Source organism: Paenibacillus sp. FSL L8-0708 (assembly GCF_038009325.1).
GTDB lineage: Bacteria > Bacillota > Bacilli > Paenibacillales > Paenibacillaceae > Paenibacillus_AQ > Paenibacillus_AQ odorifer.
In genome coordinates this window covers 2,736,978-2,752,758 of record NZ_JBBPBC010000001.1, presented here as the reverse complement: position 1 = coordinate 2,752,758, position 15,781 = coordinate 2,736,978, and the positions used below count along the sequence as shown (strand labels likewise).

Genomic DNA, 15,781 nt, shown 5'->3' with positions numbered 1-15,781 from the left:
TATCTCTGGTGGTAATTATCATAGCATATTATGTTCAAAAACGAACTGACAATATTACTACTTTGTCATTCGTTAAATCATTATCAGTATATACTCGCACCCAATTATTAAACTTAGGTCCCAGTTTAGTATCTTATTCTCCGTAGCCCCCGTACTACATGAATTCGGACTGAGGAGCCCTTATTTTCAGAAATCACCGTAATTCGCCATGCTATCGGACTCCAATGCAGCTATTCACCCAATTCCCCACCTTTTCAGCGTTCTTATGTGCCAATAAGAGCTATGCAGTCCGAAAAGATAGCCAAACACGCTAAATTGAGCAAATAGCTGCAATACGGTCCGTTACGATGAAGAAGCCCAACATCTAGCAATCCGCCTTCTGCCAACCTAACGATTTCACCAAAAAACCTCCTTGATCTCTCAAGAAGGCGGGTAATATCAGCTGCTTTTTTGCTCAATCCGATCTAACCTCGTCCTAACAAACTTACCGACATTCGCAATCGCTTGCTGCGCCTCTGGCAGCATATAAGCTAAAAAGTGAAAGACACTCCACATGTTCTCCCATATTTCCAGTTCTACATGAACATCCGCAGCTTGTGCTCGTTCAGCCAACCTCGTTGCATCACTTAACAATACCTCGTGGTCGCCTACTTGAACAAGTAAATCAGGTAATCCCTGCAAATCCAACCTTAAGGGAGATAATATAGGAGCCAGTTCTGTCCGAGCACCTAAATAAACATCAATTATTCGTTTATTTCCGTCTATGCTGCCTGTTGGATCAAACTCCGCTCGGCTCAGATACGATTCACCATCCAAATGGACGAGATCTGTATGCGGCGAGATTAAAAAAGCACCCGCCGGCAATTCCCCACCCGCATCCCGTATAGTAATCAACGTCATCAGCGCAAGGCTGGCTCCAACAGAATCCCCTCCAAGCACGACATTATATCCATTCGCGAGCAGCCACAGATAAGCGTCTATACAATCTTCATTAGCAGCCGGATAAGTAAACTCTGGTGCCAAGCGATATTCAATGATCAGGATCTTCGTGCCACTAGATTTTGCAATTCGTGTAACCAGATCCCGATAAAATTCACAAGTCCCCGAAATAAAACCCCCACCGTGGAAATAAAGGATCACTTCATCAGCGAGTGGAGCAGAATTCACAGGAATAATCCACTCTCCGCTTAAGGGCCCAATCATGACCCGCTCGACGATAACATCCGTAGGACTGGGCATGTTCGCAGCCGTCGCGGCCATCTCCTGCCGTATTTGACCGATAGACTTGCTATCCAATCGGTTGCTTTGTCGCAAATAATCTTTGATCGCTGCAAGCTGCTCTGTACTTGTCTTTTCCATCTCGTAAATCCCTCCTACAATTCTTTTCAACTCAGATTGTAAAGTCTGTAGGAGACTACAAGGTCAAGTTAAGAATCCATTTTTAGGATTTCGAGCGTGGACTGTACACCTGGATGTTTATCTGTGGCTAACAAATTTTTCCTCAAATCTGCGAGGGCTGTTAGTTTTATTTCCTGTTTTGCAATTTCGCCACGAACTCGATCCATTTTCTTATCCACAACAGTTACAAAATCAGCTATACTAATGCCGCTGCTTTCAGATTTAGTGAGTGCCTTCTTAATTTCCTTTAAAGTGAAACCACACAATTTAGCATTATGTATAAAAACAAGTCGGCTAAGCACCTCATCCGAATAAAGACGATAACCAGCTTCCGAACGTAAGGGAGTGCTAATTAATCCGAGCTCTTCATAATACCTTAACGTCTCCATATTCACATTCGCCATTTTGGCAATTTGGCCTCGCAAGTACTCTGTCATAATCAGTGCCCCCTTAGAATTCCCTATATTATACCAAACAGAGGCTGCAGAGGACATCAAAAGGACATCAAAGGGACATCAAAAGAACGTCAACAACTACCCAAACTCCTTTTTAAAAACTCCTTATTTACGCACAAAAAAAACGACATTTCTGCCGTTTTCTCATCAATCATTTCCCAATTCACTATACTTCACTTCGAACTGCATTTTTCTTAATAAGCGAAATCTGTCCGGCATGAATGCCTGTATGATACATAAGTCTGCCTATCGCTTCAAGCGGTGTAGATGTGCCAAAAGCCGACTCCACACTCACATGCCATGCTTCTTCCGGAAGCTCCTGCATCGCAGCAGTTAGATTCTCATTGGAAACAGTCAGCAGATCAACGAGTTCATTCAATGTAGAATATGCCGCCTTGTCGCTTTGAGGATTAGGTCTTCCAAAAAACGACTCTGCGAACATAAACTCAACTTCTGCATTATGCTGAATTAATCCCCCAATCGTAGAGTTCCCTAGCTTAAGGTTAAGATCTTCTTCCGGCAAAGCCTTCACGATTTTATGAAATCGCGTTTGCACCGCTTGCCAGATTGGCAACACTGAAGTGAAAGTCATAGATTATTGGCTCCCTTGTACAGTGGCTTCTTCGTCTTTTTTCTTGTCGATCACCACATGGTTGAACAGGTTCGCATCAACGTCGATGTCAAAGGCCAAGCCAAAACCAACAACATACCGCCCTTGGAGAGGGGTCAATTCAAACAATGAAAAATCCAATCCACGCAGCAAATTCACCATTGCCGCCCCATGATCAGCATTAAACAATTCAAAGATCTCCTCATGCCCGTCATTCCCGATATTGCTTGATGTGCAATTCCACCGCACACGTTCCGTTGCAAATTTATTATTCGTCGCAGACTCATCTGCAATTAGAAGCGCATCTACAAAATCGTTATTTTCCATATATCTGTAATGCTCGGCGATCTTACTAATGTAGATATACAGCTTGCCTTCATGCTTAACAAAAGGAGCATAGCTGATAAAAGGTTTTCCTTCGTCATCAATCAAGCTCAAAATCAGATTTTTACGATTCGCAATAAATTGCAAATAGTTTTCTTTATTTTTTTCAACATCTACAGGCTTCTTCATTATAAAATCCCTCCATTAATAGGTTATGTAATCTAGCCACGAATCTAGCGAACGGTACTTAGCAAATGAATACGAGGTTTCGTCTCTGTAGGAACATATTGAACTTCGGCATCCATTCGGTATATATCCCGGATCATTCCGGTGGTCATAACTTCATTTGGTGTCCCATACATCGCTTTTTCACCCGCCTGCACCACAACAATACTATCACTATAGGTAGAGGCTTGATTGAGGTCATGCAACACCATCACGACAGTCATTCCCATGTCTTGATTTAGCTCACGTACTAACTCAAGAACTTCATGCTGATGCGAAATATCCAAGTAAGTGGTCGGTTCGTCAAGCAACATAACCAAAGGACGCTGCGCCAAGGCCATAGCAATCCAAGCACGCTGTGATTCACCACCGGATAACGAGGAAACGGCTCGATCCTTATAATCCTTTAAATGTGTCTTCTCCAGTGCCCAGTCGACAATGTCCATATCCTCATGATTTAATTTTTCGAACCATTTTTTATGTGGATACCTACCATAGGAGACGAGATCGATCACAGTCATATCATTAGGTGCTTGGTTCTTCTGGCTCAGCATACACATTTTTCGAGCGACTTGTTTGGCAGTCATAGACTTTAGATCCGTACCCTCGAGTGTGACTGCACCCGTATGATATGGAATTAGCCGTGATACCGCCTTAAGCAATGTAGATTTACCTGAGCCGTTTGGTCCTATAATCGAGACGATTTCACCCTTTTTTACGGAAAAAGAGAAGTTGTTAATAATGTTTTTCTGCTCATACCGAATCGAAATAGAATCGACAGTAAACATGTTAGAACGCCTTCTTTCTCATCAGGTATAGAAAATAAGGTCCACCGATCACCGCCATAAGGATACCCGCAGGAATATCTAAAGGTGCAAATAGGGTACGTCCACCTGTATCTGCTATCAACAATACCAATGCACCAAGTCCCATACTCATCGGCAAAAGAAATTTATAGTCTGAACCCACCAACAATCGAGCCATATGTGGCACAACAAGCCCTACAAAGCCAATCATCCCAATAGCCGCTACAGAGATAGCCGCTAGAAATACTGCCAGCAAGGAAAGTAGAATACGAATTCGGTCCACATTTTCACCTAAATTCGAAGCTACCTGATCCCCTAAACGTATAATATTCGCCTTGCGGATCGCGAAAAAGGATAATATCCAGCCTGCTATGGCATACGGGAAAACCATCATCAAGGCATTGTTCCCTTTAGCAGCCAGACTGCCGTTTAACCATTGGACCGCTGCCGGAAGTCTGTCGCTGTACATGATGGTCAGGAGTCCTATTAATCCCCCGCAAAGAGCATTCACAGCAACTCCTGATAAAATAATAGTGATGGGCGAAATACCGGTTCTTCTCCACGCTAATGCATATACAATCCCTGCAGCAATTAGTCCACCCACAAAAGCCGCAATTGGAATGAACTCCGTATATTGTGGAGCTGCAAGCATAATGACAAGCACACATGCAGCCGCTCCACTCGTTACACCGGTCAATCCTGGATCAGCAAGTGGGTTGCCCATCACGGCTTGCAGAAGAGCACCCGAAACCGCGATATTTGCCCCAATGATCATCGCCAGTAATACACGCGGCAAACGAATATCCCATATAATGGTCGCATTCACCGCTTTTGCCGCTGAACCAAAGATCGTGCTTAGGATGTCTGGTATAGGAATGTATACTGAGCCTAGTCCAATCGCAATTATAGCGGCAACGAGCGCAAGTGCTAACGTTACAATAACAATAATTCTGCTACGAGATGTATTTATCACTTGCTGTCTCCTTTAATTATTCATAGAAGTATTTTGCAATTTCGGTTAAGGCTGTCTCCGCGTTAATAATAGAAGTGACACCGAATACGCTGTAATCTAGAATGTTGATTTTGTTATTTGCATAAGCCGAAAGCTTTGTCCAAGTTTCATTTTTCTCTATTTCTTTTTTGAACTTATCCTCAGTCGCTCCGTGATCGCCTGAAGCGAGTACGAGAATGATGTCTGGATCAGCGGCTACAATGTTCTCCATATTGATAGGTGAGTAAGTGTCAGTAACTTGCAATACAGAAGTTGCGATGTTATCAGCACCAAGCTTTTTAACCAAGCTACCTAAATAAGATTTCTCACTCATAACCATAAAAGAATCTGCGGTTCCGATTACTAGCAGCACGCTTGGCAGTTCTTTGCCTTCGGCTAATTGACTCAGCTCATTTTCTTTGTTCAAAATCTTAGTTAAAGCAGCATTCATTTCATCTTTTTTATTAAAATAAGTGCCTAATACTTTGAGACTAAGCTTTAGATCCTCGAATGATTCTGTTCTCAAATATGCTTTTTGTAGGTCGATTCCTTCTAGCGATTTGTCCAATGTGCTGCGAAGAGATTCCGCTCCCAGCAGCAAGTCCGGTTCGAGTTTGGTTACTACCTCCAGATCCGGCGCCATGGGTGATCCAATACGATCAATTGTTTCGAAATCAGCAGGGATTGGATTCGTTGAAGTTGGTACACCTACCGGTGTTATGCCGAGCAAATAAAGCATTTCTGTTAACGGTACAGAAGTTGTTACAATACGCTCCGGTACTTTGGCTGGGAATTGGCTTAACGCTTCGTTGAACAACGCTTCATCCACACCATCATTCTCCAGACTGTACACCTTGCCGGCAGCTTCCGCTGTATTTGCTACTTCTGTTGTTTTTGCTGCATTTGCTTCTTTCGATTCATTAGCAGTTGTATTCGTTACCGCTTCATTTTTTGGATTGTCCGCTGTATTTGTAGACGAACATGCAGTCATTGCCGTAAGCGCTGCAATAACCAGTAGCACTAATATTTTTTTCAAAATCTATCCCTCCAAATATGTATATTTATACATTTCATGTAGTGATAATGATTTTCATTTTCACTCATCGATTCCTATGATAATCGTTATCAATGAGAAGTGTCAAGAATTTTATTTTAATTTTAAATAAGAAGGAATTTCATTATTGTCCGTTGAAGCCAACTAGCATTTCTAATAAAAAAGCCACGCCCTATGGGCGTGACTTCAAATAGTGGTGTATGAAATCCAAGCGTTAGTTAGTAACTCCCGTATTTAATATCCCATAATGAATAAGGTCTACAAACTCATTCTCTTTATAAATATGCTGTAACAAAACGCCTTCTTTCAGCATGCCAGATTTTTGCATAACTCGTCCCGAACCAGGATTTGAAGCAAAGAATCTGGCGTACACTTTGTGATAATGTTTTTCTGTAAAAGCAAAATTAATGACCGCTTTTGTTGCTTCTGTAGCATATCCATTACCCCAGTGTTCCTCGCCTATCCAATATCCAAGCTCGCCATTTCTGTGTGTCCGGTTATTTCTCAAACCTATAGCACCATACAGTTCGTTTGTATTTTTATCAGTAATAGCGAATTCATATGAATTATCATTATTGAACTCAACTTCATGTGTTTCAATCCATGATAATGCACAATCAATAGGGTATGGATGAGGTAGAGTTAATGTACTTTTGTAAACATTATAATTATTGCAGAGCTCACTGACACGCTGTGCATCAGACAATGCAAAAGGTCTTAAAATCAATCTTTCCGTAGTAATTGTTCTCTTCTCTGAATTGTACAATGGTGTCCCCCCCGTTAAACTAAATATTATAAAACAAATACAAGCCAGATAAACAGAAAACTTGGCCACCACTGCTTGCCTGCTTTCACAAACAGCCAGCCAAATACCAAAGAAAAAGCAGTAATATACAAGCCGCTTTGCAGACCATGCGTCAAATGACCTAATCCCCAAGTCAGCATTAAACCTATTCCCCCATAAGGAAGAGAAGGATTCTTAAACCATACTTCTCCTGCACGCTGCATTAGCGCAACCAATAGTACAACTAGTACAGCTTCCACAATGTAATATATGTTTTGAACCAAGGCAACCCATATGCCCATAAAACCATGTTCTAACTTGAAGTTTTCATATTCTCTATAAATCTGTGGAATGCTCTCCCCATTAATCCAAAATTCTAGCACTGCGAACAAAAAACTTGATAAAAAAGCTACAATTAACAAAGGAATGACCTTAGAGCTCCAATGAAAAGATATAACCTGTTCAATCAACTTCCTCTTCCTGAACCAAAGTAGAAATATCATAGCTCCTACTGCCCACAATAGGGTAACTATGCTCCAATGAACAACTAGTACGTACCAAGGGCTGACAAAAAAGTCGTCTATATTAAACAAATCCCCCCATAACCATTGATCTAATCCCATGATGAACATATCCATTCCTAACAATAAAAATACAAGCATTCCTAATAAAAAATATTGAATACCTGATATATTCCCTTTTTCTTTCACGAAACCTCTCACCGCCTTATATATTGTCCATTTTTGTACTATATTCCCAAAATTATGATGCTGAAAGTATGGCATCCCCTCATTCTGTTTGTCTGTAACAAATCACTCACTTGAATCAAAGTTAGAAAAATAAAAAAACAGCACGCATCGATATAAAATCGACGCATGCTGTTTACTTGACCTGGCTTGTCCAAACTAGAATCTAGCCACAAAAAATTCGCGGTCTGCGGGAACGTTAAAACTTCTTATAGTAGCTCCACTCTCATCTCTTAAAGTGAGAAGATAAGGTACCGATGTTAAGGTGCTAATTGTTGGAAATCTAACTACACCAAATTCGTCAAAATCAGCAGTAACCGTTGTAGTTCCAGCTCTCAATGAAGCTGTCCACCCCGTAGTATCTTTAGGTGTACCCGTTGCATTTGTACCAATAGCAACAACAATAAATCTATCCAGAGTCTGTCTAATTCTACGTTTCTTTCTTGTAGGAGCTGCTTTCGCTTTTTTAGCCGCGAGAACTTTGCTAGCCATAACTGCTTTCTTGTTAACTGGTTTTTTAATAATTGCCATTTACTTCACCACTTTCTTTTTAGGATACGTTAGTAAATGCAAGAATCGTAAGGTTTGACCTCTCTTTCACCTACAAATCTGAAAATATGTTAAACACTAGTTTCATAGTTTCGTGTCCACTAGCTCTGCAGTGCATATAATACCTTCAAGAGGTGATTCATTACTAATGAACGGTCAAAAATGGCTAGAGCAATATCATTCGAAAATGCACCATTCCTTGAGAAAAAGAGTTCAACGTTCCTATCTTCCAGGGCATAAAGCGAATACCATTCCAGTTATCATTAAATTCAAACAAAAAATAACTACAGCCCAGCTACAGTCTTTACAAAAGCATTTAAAATCCCACGACCTTCCGATCAGATATCATCTTCACCTGCTTAATTCGATATCATCCAAAGTTTCAAAGAACTGCCTGAACCGGATGTGCCGCTGGGATGGAATCGAAAAAATTTATTTGGATCAAGTCAAAAAAACATCCCTTAATATAGCGACACCATCCATTGGTTCTACAACCGCCCAAAAGAAAAAGGGGCTTACCGGAAAAGGCATCAACATTGCTATTCTTGATACAGGGGTGTATCGGCACCCTGACCTGTTTCGCCCTGTTAACCGTATAGTTGCTTTTAAAGATTTTATCAATCATAGAAAACAGCCCTATGACGATAACGGCCATGGAACTCATATCGCAGGGGATGCAGCAGGCAACGGATGGATGAGTAAAGGAAAATACAAAAGCCCTGCTCCAGAGGCAGGGATAGTAGGTGTCAAAGTACTAGATAAAAATGGCGATGGATATGACTCCACAATCATTAAAGGAATTGAATGGTGTATTGCGAATCGGAGAAGACTTAATCTTCGTATTCTTTCGATGTCATTCGGGGGTAAGGTGAATCTTCCTTGTTCAGATGATCCACTCTGCCAAGCTGTAGAAAAAGCAATTAAAGCCGGACTTAACGTTGTAATAGCTGCTGGAAACAGCGGCCCGGGACGCAGTACGATCGAATCTCCAGGGATTAGTCCTTCAGCAATTACTGTCGGTGCAGTGGATGACCGTCGCACGCTCACACAAGCGGACGACCGAATCACTTGGTTCTCCAGTCGCGGACCCGCACCGGGAGGAAGGAAGAAACCAGATCTCGTTGCTCCAGGCGAGACGATCATCTCCCTTCGTGCTCCACGATCCAAGCTGGATCGCGAGCTTCCTTATTTGCGGATAGCTAAAGATTACTTTGTGCTGTCCGGTACCAGTGTCTCAACACCTATCGTCTCGGGTGTGATCGCGCAATTACTCCAGAAGAACCCTTCTCTTACGCCTAAGCAAGTAAAATCCATACTAAAAAAGAACACGTATCGCCTTAAACTAAGTCCTAACACAGCAGGATGCGGTGAGATCAATGCGCGGTTTTTATCGTAAATCCGCTTCTTTTTTAAAGGCAGTAATGACGGAAACCGACAAGTCCTCTGTAAATACACCTGTAGGTTCTATTTCTAATAAAGCTGATTTCATATCATCTTCAAAACGTTCTAAGTTATCTCTAAATAATCGCTTAGAAGCATAAGACGTAGAATACAAATTTCCTAGTATCGAATCAACAGTCCAAGTGATGGAATAACTCGGTAATACCTGTCTTTTAACGTCTTTAAAACTGGATCGCTTTACAACATCCTCATGTCTTTCTTGGGGATGTTTATATGTACTTTTTCCGGCTATTCTTTCGTCACCCAACCAGCGTTTCACTACTTCCTCTACCTTTTGTTGCCATGGTAACGGTTCTTGTTGTTCATTAAAAGTATCAATTACAGCAATACCACCGTTATCATCTAAACTATGATAGAGAACTTCAAGTATGGATTCTCGGTCCATCCAGTGAAACGCCTTAGCCATCATGATGAGACGAAAGGAACCCCAGTCATTGGATAGTTCTTCCGCTCTCCCCTGTTGCCAGCTAACATTCTCAACCCTGTTGTACTGTGATAACAGCTTTGCTTCATCTAGCATCTCTAGTTCAGTATCTACGCCAATGATTTCTTCGAACCAATCCGTGAACCTTAGCGCTAACTGCCCAGTACCACAGCCTAAGTCCAGCAACCGGCCTTCTCCATGAAGTGAGAATTTATCCACCAGATATCGAATCAGTGAGGACGGATATAGCGGGCGATATCTGGTGTAATAGCTTGCAGTATCTTTGAACAGATCCGGACCATAATCATTCATAGCTGAACTCCCCCTTCTTTTTTACCAAGGACAAAATCATAGCATTTATGTAATGCAAATAAAAGGCTATCCAGAGCATTCTGGGCAGCCTTTATTTATGTGGATACAGCCCAAAATAATTAAAAATATTGACAATTAACTTCGTTGCATATATGGTTAATTACATAACTAACTAACCAATGAAGTTGGCGGTGAATACATGGGAAACTTAATGGATGATACACGACCGATTTTTATGCAGATCGCCGAACGAATAGAAAATGACATCATCGAAGAAACACTGCTGGAGGAGTCACAAGTTCCTTCGACAAATCAGTTTGCTGTTTTCTACCAGATCAATCCGGCTACGGCTGCGAAAGGTGTGAATTTGCTTGTGGATCAAGGGATATTGTACAAAAAACGAGGAATCGGTATGTTTGTAGCTTCTGGAGCGCGTGCAGTATTGATGGAGAAGAGAAAAGAACAATTTTATGAACAGTATGTAGTAACCATGATCCGTGAAGCTGAAAAATTAGGAATTACGTTGGATCAATTAACAATTATGATTCAGAGGGGAGACAACAAGTCATGAATGAAGTTGTTGAAATCAAAGGATTGACTAAGTCATACGGAAATGTCACTGCCATCCATGAACTCAGTTTTTCTTTGGAGAAAAACAAGATATACGGGCTTCTCGGCAGAAACGGTGCAGGAAAAACCACAATAATGCATATGATCACAGCTCAGCTTTTCCCCACAAGTGGTGTCCTGAACGTATTTGGTGAACATCCGTACGAGAATAACCGGGTTCTCAGGCAGATTTGCTTCATTAAGGAAAGCCAAAGGTATCCGGACACGTACCGAATCATCGATGTACTGGAGGTATCCGAATTATTTTTTCCAAACTTTGATCGGGAATATGCTCACTCTTTAATCAAGGATTTCAATCTGCCATTAAAAAGAAGAATAAAAAAGCTATCCCGAGGTATGCTCTCGGCTGTAGGAATTGTAGTAGGTCTAGCCAGCCGTGCTCCGCTTACCATTTTTGACGAACCCTATTTAGGACTTGATGCTGTAGCTAGAAGCCTGTTTTACGATCGCCTAATTGAAGATTATGCTGAAAATCCACGCACAGTTGTTTTGTCCACCCATTTGATCGATGAGGTAAGTCAGCTTTTAGAGCATGTTATCGTCATCGACAACGGCAAGCTAATTATTAACGAAGATGCTGAAGCCCTTCGCGGGCAAGCTGTTACGGTAATCGGCGCGACAGCGAAGATCGAAGATTTTATCGCCGGCAAACAAGTCATTTCCCGCGAGTCTTTTGGCGGATTGCTTACGGCCACCATTATCGGTTTCAACCCGAAAGATCAAGTACATGCTGAAAAGTTAGGCTTAGAAATCTCACCTGTATCTTTACAGCAATTAATCGTTCATCTCACAAATAAAAAATCTCTAGGAAAGGATGTGACCGTGTAATGAATCCTACGGCAGGCATGATAAAAATGCATTTCAGAGATAAGTGGTTATGGTTGTATATGCCTTGGGTAATCTTGTTATCCAGCTTCTTGGTAAATGTCATCGTCGCTTCTTTCATCCAAGAACCAATCTATACCGGCGGTCTCGTCTCCATCTTCATTTATATGTTAATCACCGGTATACTCATTTTGGTGCAGACCTTCCCTTTTGCTCTGGGCTTAAGCCAACGCAGAACGGATTATTTCATAGGCACTTCCTTAATGGCTATTATAACTAGCGCCACCTACTCAATTCTCCTCTACCTGCTCGCAATCATTGAAAGCAAGCTCACGGGTGGCTGGGGTTTGGAACTACATTATTTTCATTTGCCCTTTTTAAATGATGGTAATGCCATAGAACAGCTGTGGATGTATTTTGTGCTCTTTCTTAATATGTTTTTTCTGGGGCTAATGATATCCAGTATCTTCCGGAGATTTGGCCGAAGCGGTTTGTTCATTTTCTCAGGGGCTATGTTTATCCTGTGCAGTCTCGGTGTATTATTAATGACCTATAATCAGTGGTGGGTAGACCTCTTCAACTGGTTTGCTGGATATACCGCATTTGAACTTGCTTTGTGGTCCATGCCTTTGACAGTTGTGTACGCTCTTTTATCGTTTTTGATGCTGCGTAGAGCAACAGTGTAATTCATTATCCTGTAAAAAAACAGGTGTGTCCCAAAAGCCAAGCCGGGTGCACCTGTTTTCTTTCGTGTCTTAGACTTTGATCTAGACAACAAACTTTATTGGATTCGAGCATAGTTGCGCGTGCGATGGTGCTATCGGACCCAGCTGATCTTATTTGTGGCTTTAGAGCACATTTGGATTCCTATCGGACCCCACAGTCGCTATTGGCATAAAAAATGCCTTATTCGTTCCTTTTTCCATGTAATAGCTGCACTGGGGTCCGATGCTACGCTTAAAAGGTGATAAATGCGCAAATAGCTTCATCTGAGTCCTTTAGCCTCAGGTGATGATGATGACTCCGCGGGGCGAGTAACGTAGAAGCAAAACACTAATTAGTCTTTCCCCAATCTGCGCGTGGAAAGACGCTATAGGACTCCGCTGATCTTATTCGTGGCTTTAGAGCACATTTGGTTTTCTATCGGACCCAGCTGATCTTATTCGTGGCTTTAGAGCACATTTGGATTCCTATCGGACCCCACAGTCGCTATTGGCATAAAAAACGCCAATTGTGATCCTTTTTCCATGCAATAGCTGCACTGGGGTCCGATACTACGCTCAAAAGGTGATAAATGAGCAAATAGCTTCATCCGGGTCCGTTAGCATCAGGTGATGATGATGACTACACAGGGCAGTAACGTAGAAGCAAAACACTAATTAGTATTTCCCCAATCTGCGCGTGGAAAGACGCTATCGGACTCCGCGGACCTTATTCGCAGCTTAGAGCACATTTGGATTCTATCGGACCCGCTGACCTTATTCGTGGCTTAGAGCACATTTGGTTTTCTATCGGACCCAGCTGATCTTATTCGTGGCTTTAGAGCACATTTGGATTCCTATCGGACTAACTAACCTTGTTCGCAGCTTTAGAGTACATTTGGATTCTATCGGGCCAACTGACCTTATTTGTAGCATTAGAGCACTTTGAATTCTTGTCGGACCCCATTGACCTTATTCGCAGCTTTAAAGCAGATTTGGATTCCTATCGGACCCTACAGTCACTATTGGCATAAAAAACGCCAATTGTGATCCTTTTTCCATGCAATAGCTGCACTGGGGTCCGATACTACGCTCAAAAGGCGATAAATGAGCAAATAGCTTCATCTGGGTCCGTTAGCCTCAGGTGATGGTTCTTAAGGATACCTCCCTCTTTCGCACTACCGTCTGCTGAAAAACATAAAAAAAGGATTATAAACCTGCTACTAGAGCAGTTCTATAATCCTTTTAGCTATGCGGTCAAGAGGACTCGAACCTCCACGATATTGCTACCACTGGCACCTGAAGCCAGCGCGTCTGCCAATTCCGCCATGACCGCGTATTATAATGACTCGCTTATTGCGGTCACAAGATAGATCATACCACGCTAAGAATCCAACGTCAATATATTTTCGCCGTTTTCTTATCATTCATTAATTTATGGATAATTATTGCTTTTGTTGCCGAATATAAGGTATAATGAGAACAAAAGTTCGCATAATATAAATGAGGTGATTTATAATGGCGACTACAAAGCTAAACACATCCATTATTGATGAAGAAGTAACTAAAGAAGAACTGTCCCTGGTCAGAAGCTATTTGCTGCTAACGTTTATTCATAAAGTTTTCGAACGTGACTGCCGTGTAATCAGTAGAAGCGGCCTGTTTAAGACCCCTCAGCTATATATGGAGCTCGTATCTGGTGCCACTAAGAAGACGTCACTAATGCTTCAAGAGGTTACGCGCGAGCTGAGCTCCCATGATTTGAAGATTACTACCGTTCGCCAAGATCAGCGAGGAGTCGAAGCCTTATATTCCTGCAGAGGATTTCAAGGAGAGATGAATATATTATGGCCAGGCTTCCGTAGAGAAATGATGCTGCGCATGCGCGCGTATCTTGGACTGTCCACAGAACTCTCCATACTCTCCAGAGAAGAGAATGCGTCTGAACTAGCTCTAACTATATAATCCCAAATGATATTACAGAAACAGCTCCCGCCCAGTAGGGCGAGGAGCTGTTTTGTATTATGAAGATGATTACTGCGAAAATTATTACTGTGAAGATTATATATTATCCGGATCTTGTCTTGGTTCACTAAATGGCTGGAATATATAATTGCGATCCAGCTTCACTACTCGTCTATTCTGACGACGTATCATCACCTGAGAATCATCCCAAGCAAGAACTATCCCTTTTACATCGTTACTTTCCAAGCCATCACGCACTACACGAATTTTCTCACCGGAAATCCGGTAGGCATCCAATTGCTCATCGCTAATCATCATTAATCCCTCCTGTCATAGCTTGTCCTATTTAGTCTCAGAAAAAAGACCCAAATGATAAATCATCTGGGTCTCATGTAGGCAATTAACGACTTGCATGTCTACTAAAGCATTCTTATATCAGCGCTTCATTCTTCTCAAACCAGAAGTCAAGAACTTTAGCGGACATCACACGTTGCTCCAGATACTCCACTTGGTTAGTTGTGAATTTCTCCCTCCACGGGAAGGATAACTCTTCGCACAAACCTTTGATTGTCAGAAGCTCTGACCAGGCTACATAGCGTTTGTACCAAAAAAACTGAGGATGTTCAATCATATAGGGATACAGATCGTCGAATTCCGTGTGTTTGCAATCCAGCGCACGCTCGAAATGATCCTTGGCCTCGGTTAATTTATCAATAAAAAATTGTTCAGTCACCGGTTCTTTCCCCATTGTGACGCCTCCTCCCTATGTCTAATTTTTATTATAAAGGAAAATCCATAGGGTGAAAAGCAGTTGTTTAAAAAATAGGCCTGTTCTTATTACCAATTAGGCTATTCCCCAAATTCGATGGTGCCTCCATTTAGAGAGGTAATTCTTACGAGTGACTCCAGACGAATGCCTTGCTCTCTGATCGTCCGAGCCCCTGCCTGAAAGCTTTTTTCTACTACAACACCAAGACCAACTAGCTCAGCGCCAGAACGTTGAATGATCTTAATCAATCCACGCGCTGCATCACCATTGGCAATAATATCATCAATAAAGAGGATTTTATCCTCTGGAGAGATGAACTGGCGAGACAGCATAATATCTGTAACAATACCTTTTGTAAAAGACGGAACTCTTTCGCAAAGCGCATCCGGATCAGCTAACAGTGTTTTTTTGCGGCGTGCAAAAACTAGCGGCACCTTTAATTCATACGCGGTGGCAAATGCCACGGCAATGCCCGAGGATTCTACGGTCACAATACGTGTAATTCCTGAGTCCGCAAACCTCCCGGCAAACTCCCGTCCCATTTCCATCGTAAGCTGTGGATCAACCTGATGATTTAGCAGTGCATCCAGCTTCAGCACCTCATCCGAAACGACGACACCTTCTTCCAAAATCCGCTGTTTCAACACTTCCATGACTTTGAACCTCCAATACCCTTTATAATCGCAGACATTCCGTACAAATTAATCACTGATCATAAAGCAATTACGACGGAAGTCATGTCCTACTGATCC

19 protein-coding genes and 1 tRNA gene are annotated in these 15,781 nt (G+C 42.0%); 5 read left to right on the top strand and 15 right to left on the bottom strand.

Going from position 1 to position 15,781, the window contains the following annotated elements:
* Positions 1-438 precede the first annotated feature (438 nt).
* The 10 genes from NYE58_RS12930 to NYE58_RS12885 form a co-directional block, all read right to left on the bottom strand.
* Entirely contained in the window at positions 439-1,359 is a 921-nt protein-coding gene (locus NYE58_RS12930; protein ID WP_341002011.1) for an alpha/beta hydrolase, read from the bottom strand.
* A gap of 68 nt (positions 1,360-1,427) precedes the next feature.
* On the bottom strand, positions 1,428-1,835 hold the full coding sequence (locus tag NYE58_RS12925) for a MerR family transcriptional regulator (protein WP_076186455.1): 408 nt from the start codon (positions 1,833-1,835) through the stop codon (positions 1,428-1,430).
* 184 nt (positions 1,836-2,019) lie between these two features.
* Entirely contained in the window at positions 2,020-2,445 is a 426-nt protein-coding gene (locus NYE58_RS12920; protein ID WP_341002010.1) for a DinB family protein, read from the bottom strand.
* A 3-nt stretch (positions 2,446-2,448) separates the two neighbouring features.
* Positions 2,449-2,976 (bottom strand): HugZ family pyridoxamine 5'-phosphate oxidase, encoded by a 528-nt coding sequence (locus NYE58_RS12915; protein ID WP_076277466.1) that lies wholly within the window; start codon positions 2,974-2,976, stop codon positions 2,449-2,451.
* A 44-nt stretch (positions 2,977-3,020) separates the two neighbouring features.
* The gene (locus NYE58_RS12910; RefSeq protein ID WP_076277467.1) at positions 3,021-3,800 is read right to left on the bottom strand and encodes an ABC transporter ATP-binding protein; all 780 of its coding nucleotides are present in this window, start codon (positions 3,798-3,800) and stop codon (positions 3,021-3,023) included.
* Between the two features lies 1 nt (position 3,801).
* Positions 3,802-4,791: a FecCD family ABC transporter permease gene (locus NYE58_RS12905; RefSeq protein ID WP_051491618.1), complete on the bottom strand. Its 990-nt coding sequence runs from the start codon at positions 4,789-4,791 to the stop codon at positions 3,802-3,804.
* Between the two features lie 16 nt (positions 4,792-4,807).
* Positions 4,808-5,845, bottom strand: a complete 1,038-nt coding sequence (locus NYE58_RS12900) for an ABC transporter substrate-binding protein (RefSeq protein ID WP_081386282.1) — start codon at positions 5,843-5,845, stop codon at positions 4,808-4,810.
* Between the two features lie 232 nt (positions 5,846-6,077).
* Complete coding sequence (locus NYE58_RS12895) at positions 6,078-6,629, bottom strand: GNAT family N-acetyltransferase (protein WP_076277468.1); 552 nt, start codon at positions 6,627-6,629, stop codon at positions 6,078-6,080.
* A 26-nt stretch (positions 6,630-6,655) separates the two neighbouring features.
* Positions 6,656-7,357 (bottom strand): hypothetical protein, encoded by a 702-nt coding sequence (locus tag NYE58_RS12890; RefSeq protein ID WP_341002009.1) that lies wholly within the window; start codon positions 7,355-7,357, stop codon positions 6,656-6,658.
* A 195-nt stretch (positions 7,358-7,552) separates the two neighbouring features.
* Positions 7,553-7,885: a hypothetical protein gene (locus NYE58_RS12885; protein ID WP_139331047.1), complete on the bottom strand. Its 333-nt coding sequence runs from the start codon at positions 7,883-7,885 to the stop codon at positions 7,553-7,555.
* A gap of 205 nt (positions 7,886-8,090) precedes the next feature.
* On the opposite strand from NYE58_RS12885, the gene NYE58_RS12880 reads away from it, so the two are divergent.
* Positions 8,091-9,338 (top strand): S8 family peptidase, encoded by a 1,248-nt coding sequence (locus NYE58_RS12880; RefSeq protein WP_076219468.1) that lies wholly within the window; start codon positions 8,091-8,093, stop codon positions 9,336-9,338.
* On the opposite strand, the gene NYE58_RS12875 is transcribed toward NYE58_RS12880, so the two are convergent.
* Complete coding sequence (locus NYE58_RS12875) at positions 9,330-10,139, bottom strand: class I SAM-dependent methyltransferase (RefSeq protein ID WP_076277471.1); 810 nt, start codon at positions 10,137-10,139, stop codon at positions 9,330-9,332. The genes NYE58_RS12880 and NYE58_RS12875 overlap by 9 nt on opposite strands.
* Before the next feature lie 199 nt (positions 10,140-10,338).
* Here NYE58_RS12875 and NYE58_RS12870 point away from each other — a divergent pair, with 199 nt between their 5' ends.
* From NYE58_RS12870 to NYE58_RS12860, 3 genes are read left to right on the top strand one after another with little or no spacing between them, the layout of a single operon-like run.
* A complete protein-coding gene (locus tag NYE58_RS12870; RefSeq protein ID WP_036689422.1) occupies positions 10,339-10,710 on the top strand; it encodes a GntR family transcriptional regulator in 372 nt (123 codons plus the stop codon).
* Positions 10,707-11,597 carry an ABC transporter ATP-binding protein gene (locus NYE58_RS12865; RefSeq protein ID WP_076277472.1) on the top strand — a complete coding sequence of 297 codons (891 nt, stop codon included), beginning with the start codon at positions 10,707-10,709 and terminating at the stop codon, positions 11,595-11,597. Before NYE58_RS12870 ends, NYE58_RS12865 begins: the two co-directional genes overlap by 4 nt.
* On the top strand, positions 11,597-12,280 hold the full coding sequence (locus tag NYE58_RS12860) for a hypothetical protein (protein ID WP_076277473.1): 684 nt from the start codon (positions 11,597-11,599) through the stop codon (positions 12,278-12,280). The genes NYE58_RS12865 and NYE58_RS12860 overlap by 1 nt, the downstream gene beginning before the upstream one ends.
* Positions 12,281-13,547: 1,267 nt before the next feature.
* Here the strand turns inward: NYE58_RS12860 and NYE58_RS12855 are convergent.
* Positions 13,548-13,631 (bottom strand) — tRNA-Leu (locus tag NYE58_RS12855).
* A gap of 182 nt (positions 13,632-13,813) precedes the next feature.
* On the opposite strand from NYE58_RS12855, the gene NYE58_RS12850 reads away from it, so the two are divergent.
* Positions 13,814-14,260 carry a hypothetical protein gene (locus NYE58_RS12850; RefSeq protein WP_051491615.1) on the top strand — a complete coding sequence of 149 codons (447 nt, stop codon included), beginning with the start codon at positions 13,814-13,816 and terminating at the stop codon, positions 14,258-14,260.
* Between the two features lie 96 nt (positions 14,261-14,356).
* Here the strand turns inward: NYE58_RS12850 and NYE58_RS12845 are convergent, their stop codons facing one another.
* The 3 genes from NYE58_RS12845 to NYE58_RS12835 form a co-directional block, all read right to left on the bottom strand.
* Positions 14,357-14,575 (bottom strand): hypothetical protein, encoded by a 219-nt coding sequence (locus NYE58_RS12845; protein ID WP_076186635.1) that lies wholly within the window; start codon positions 14,573-14,575, stop codon positions 14,357-14,359.
* Positions 14,576-14,690: 115 nt separating this feature from the next.
* A complete protein-coding gene (locus NYE58_RS12840; protein ID WP_036689410.1) occupies positions 14,691-15,008 on the bottom strand; it encodes a hypothetical protein in 318 nt (105 codons plus the stop codon).
* Between the two features lie 101 nt (positions 15,009-15,109).
* Positions 15,110-15,682 (bottom strand): xanthine phosphoribosyltransferase, encoded by a 573-nt coding sequence (locus tag NYE58_RS12835; RefSeq protein WP_038569895.1) that lies wholly within the window; start codon positions 15,680-15,682, stop codon positions 15,110-15,112.
* Positions 15,683-15,781: the final 99 nt, after the last annotated feature.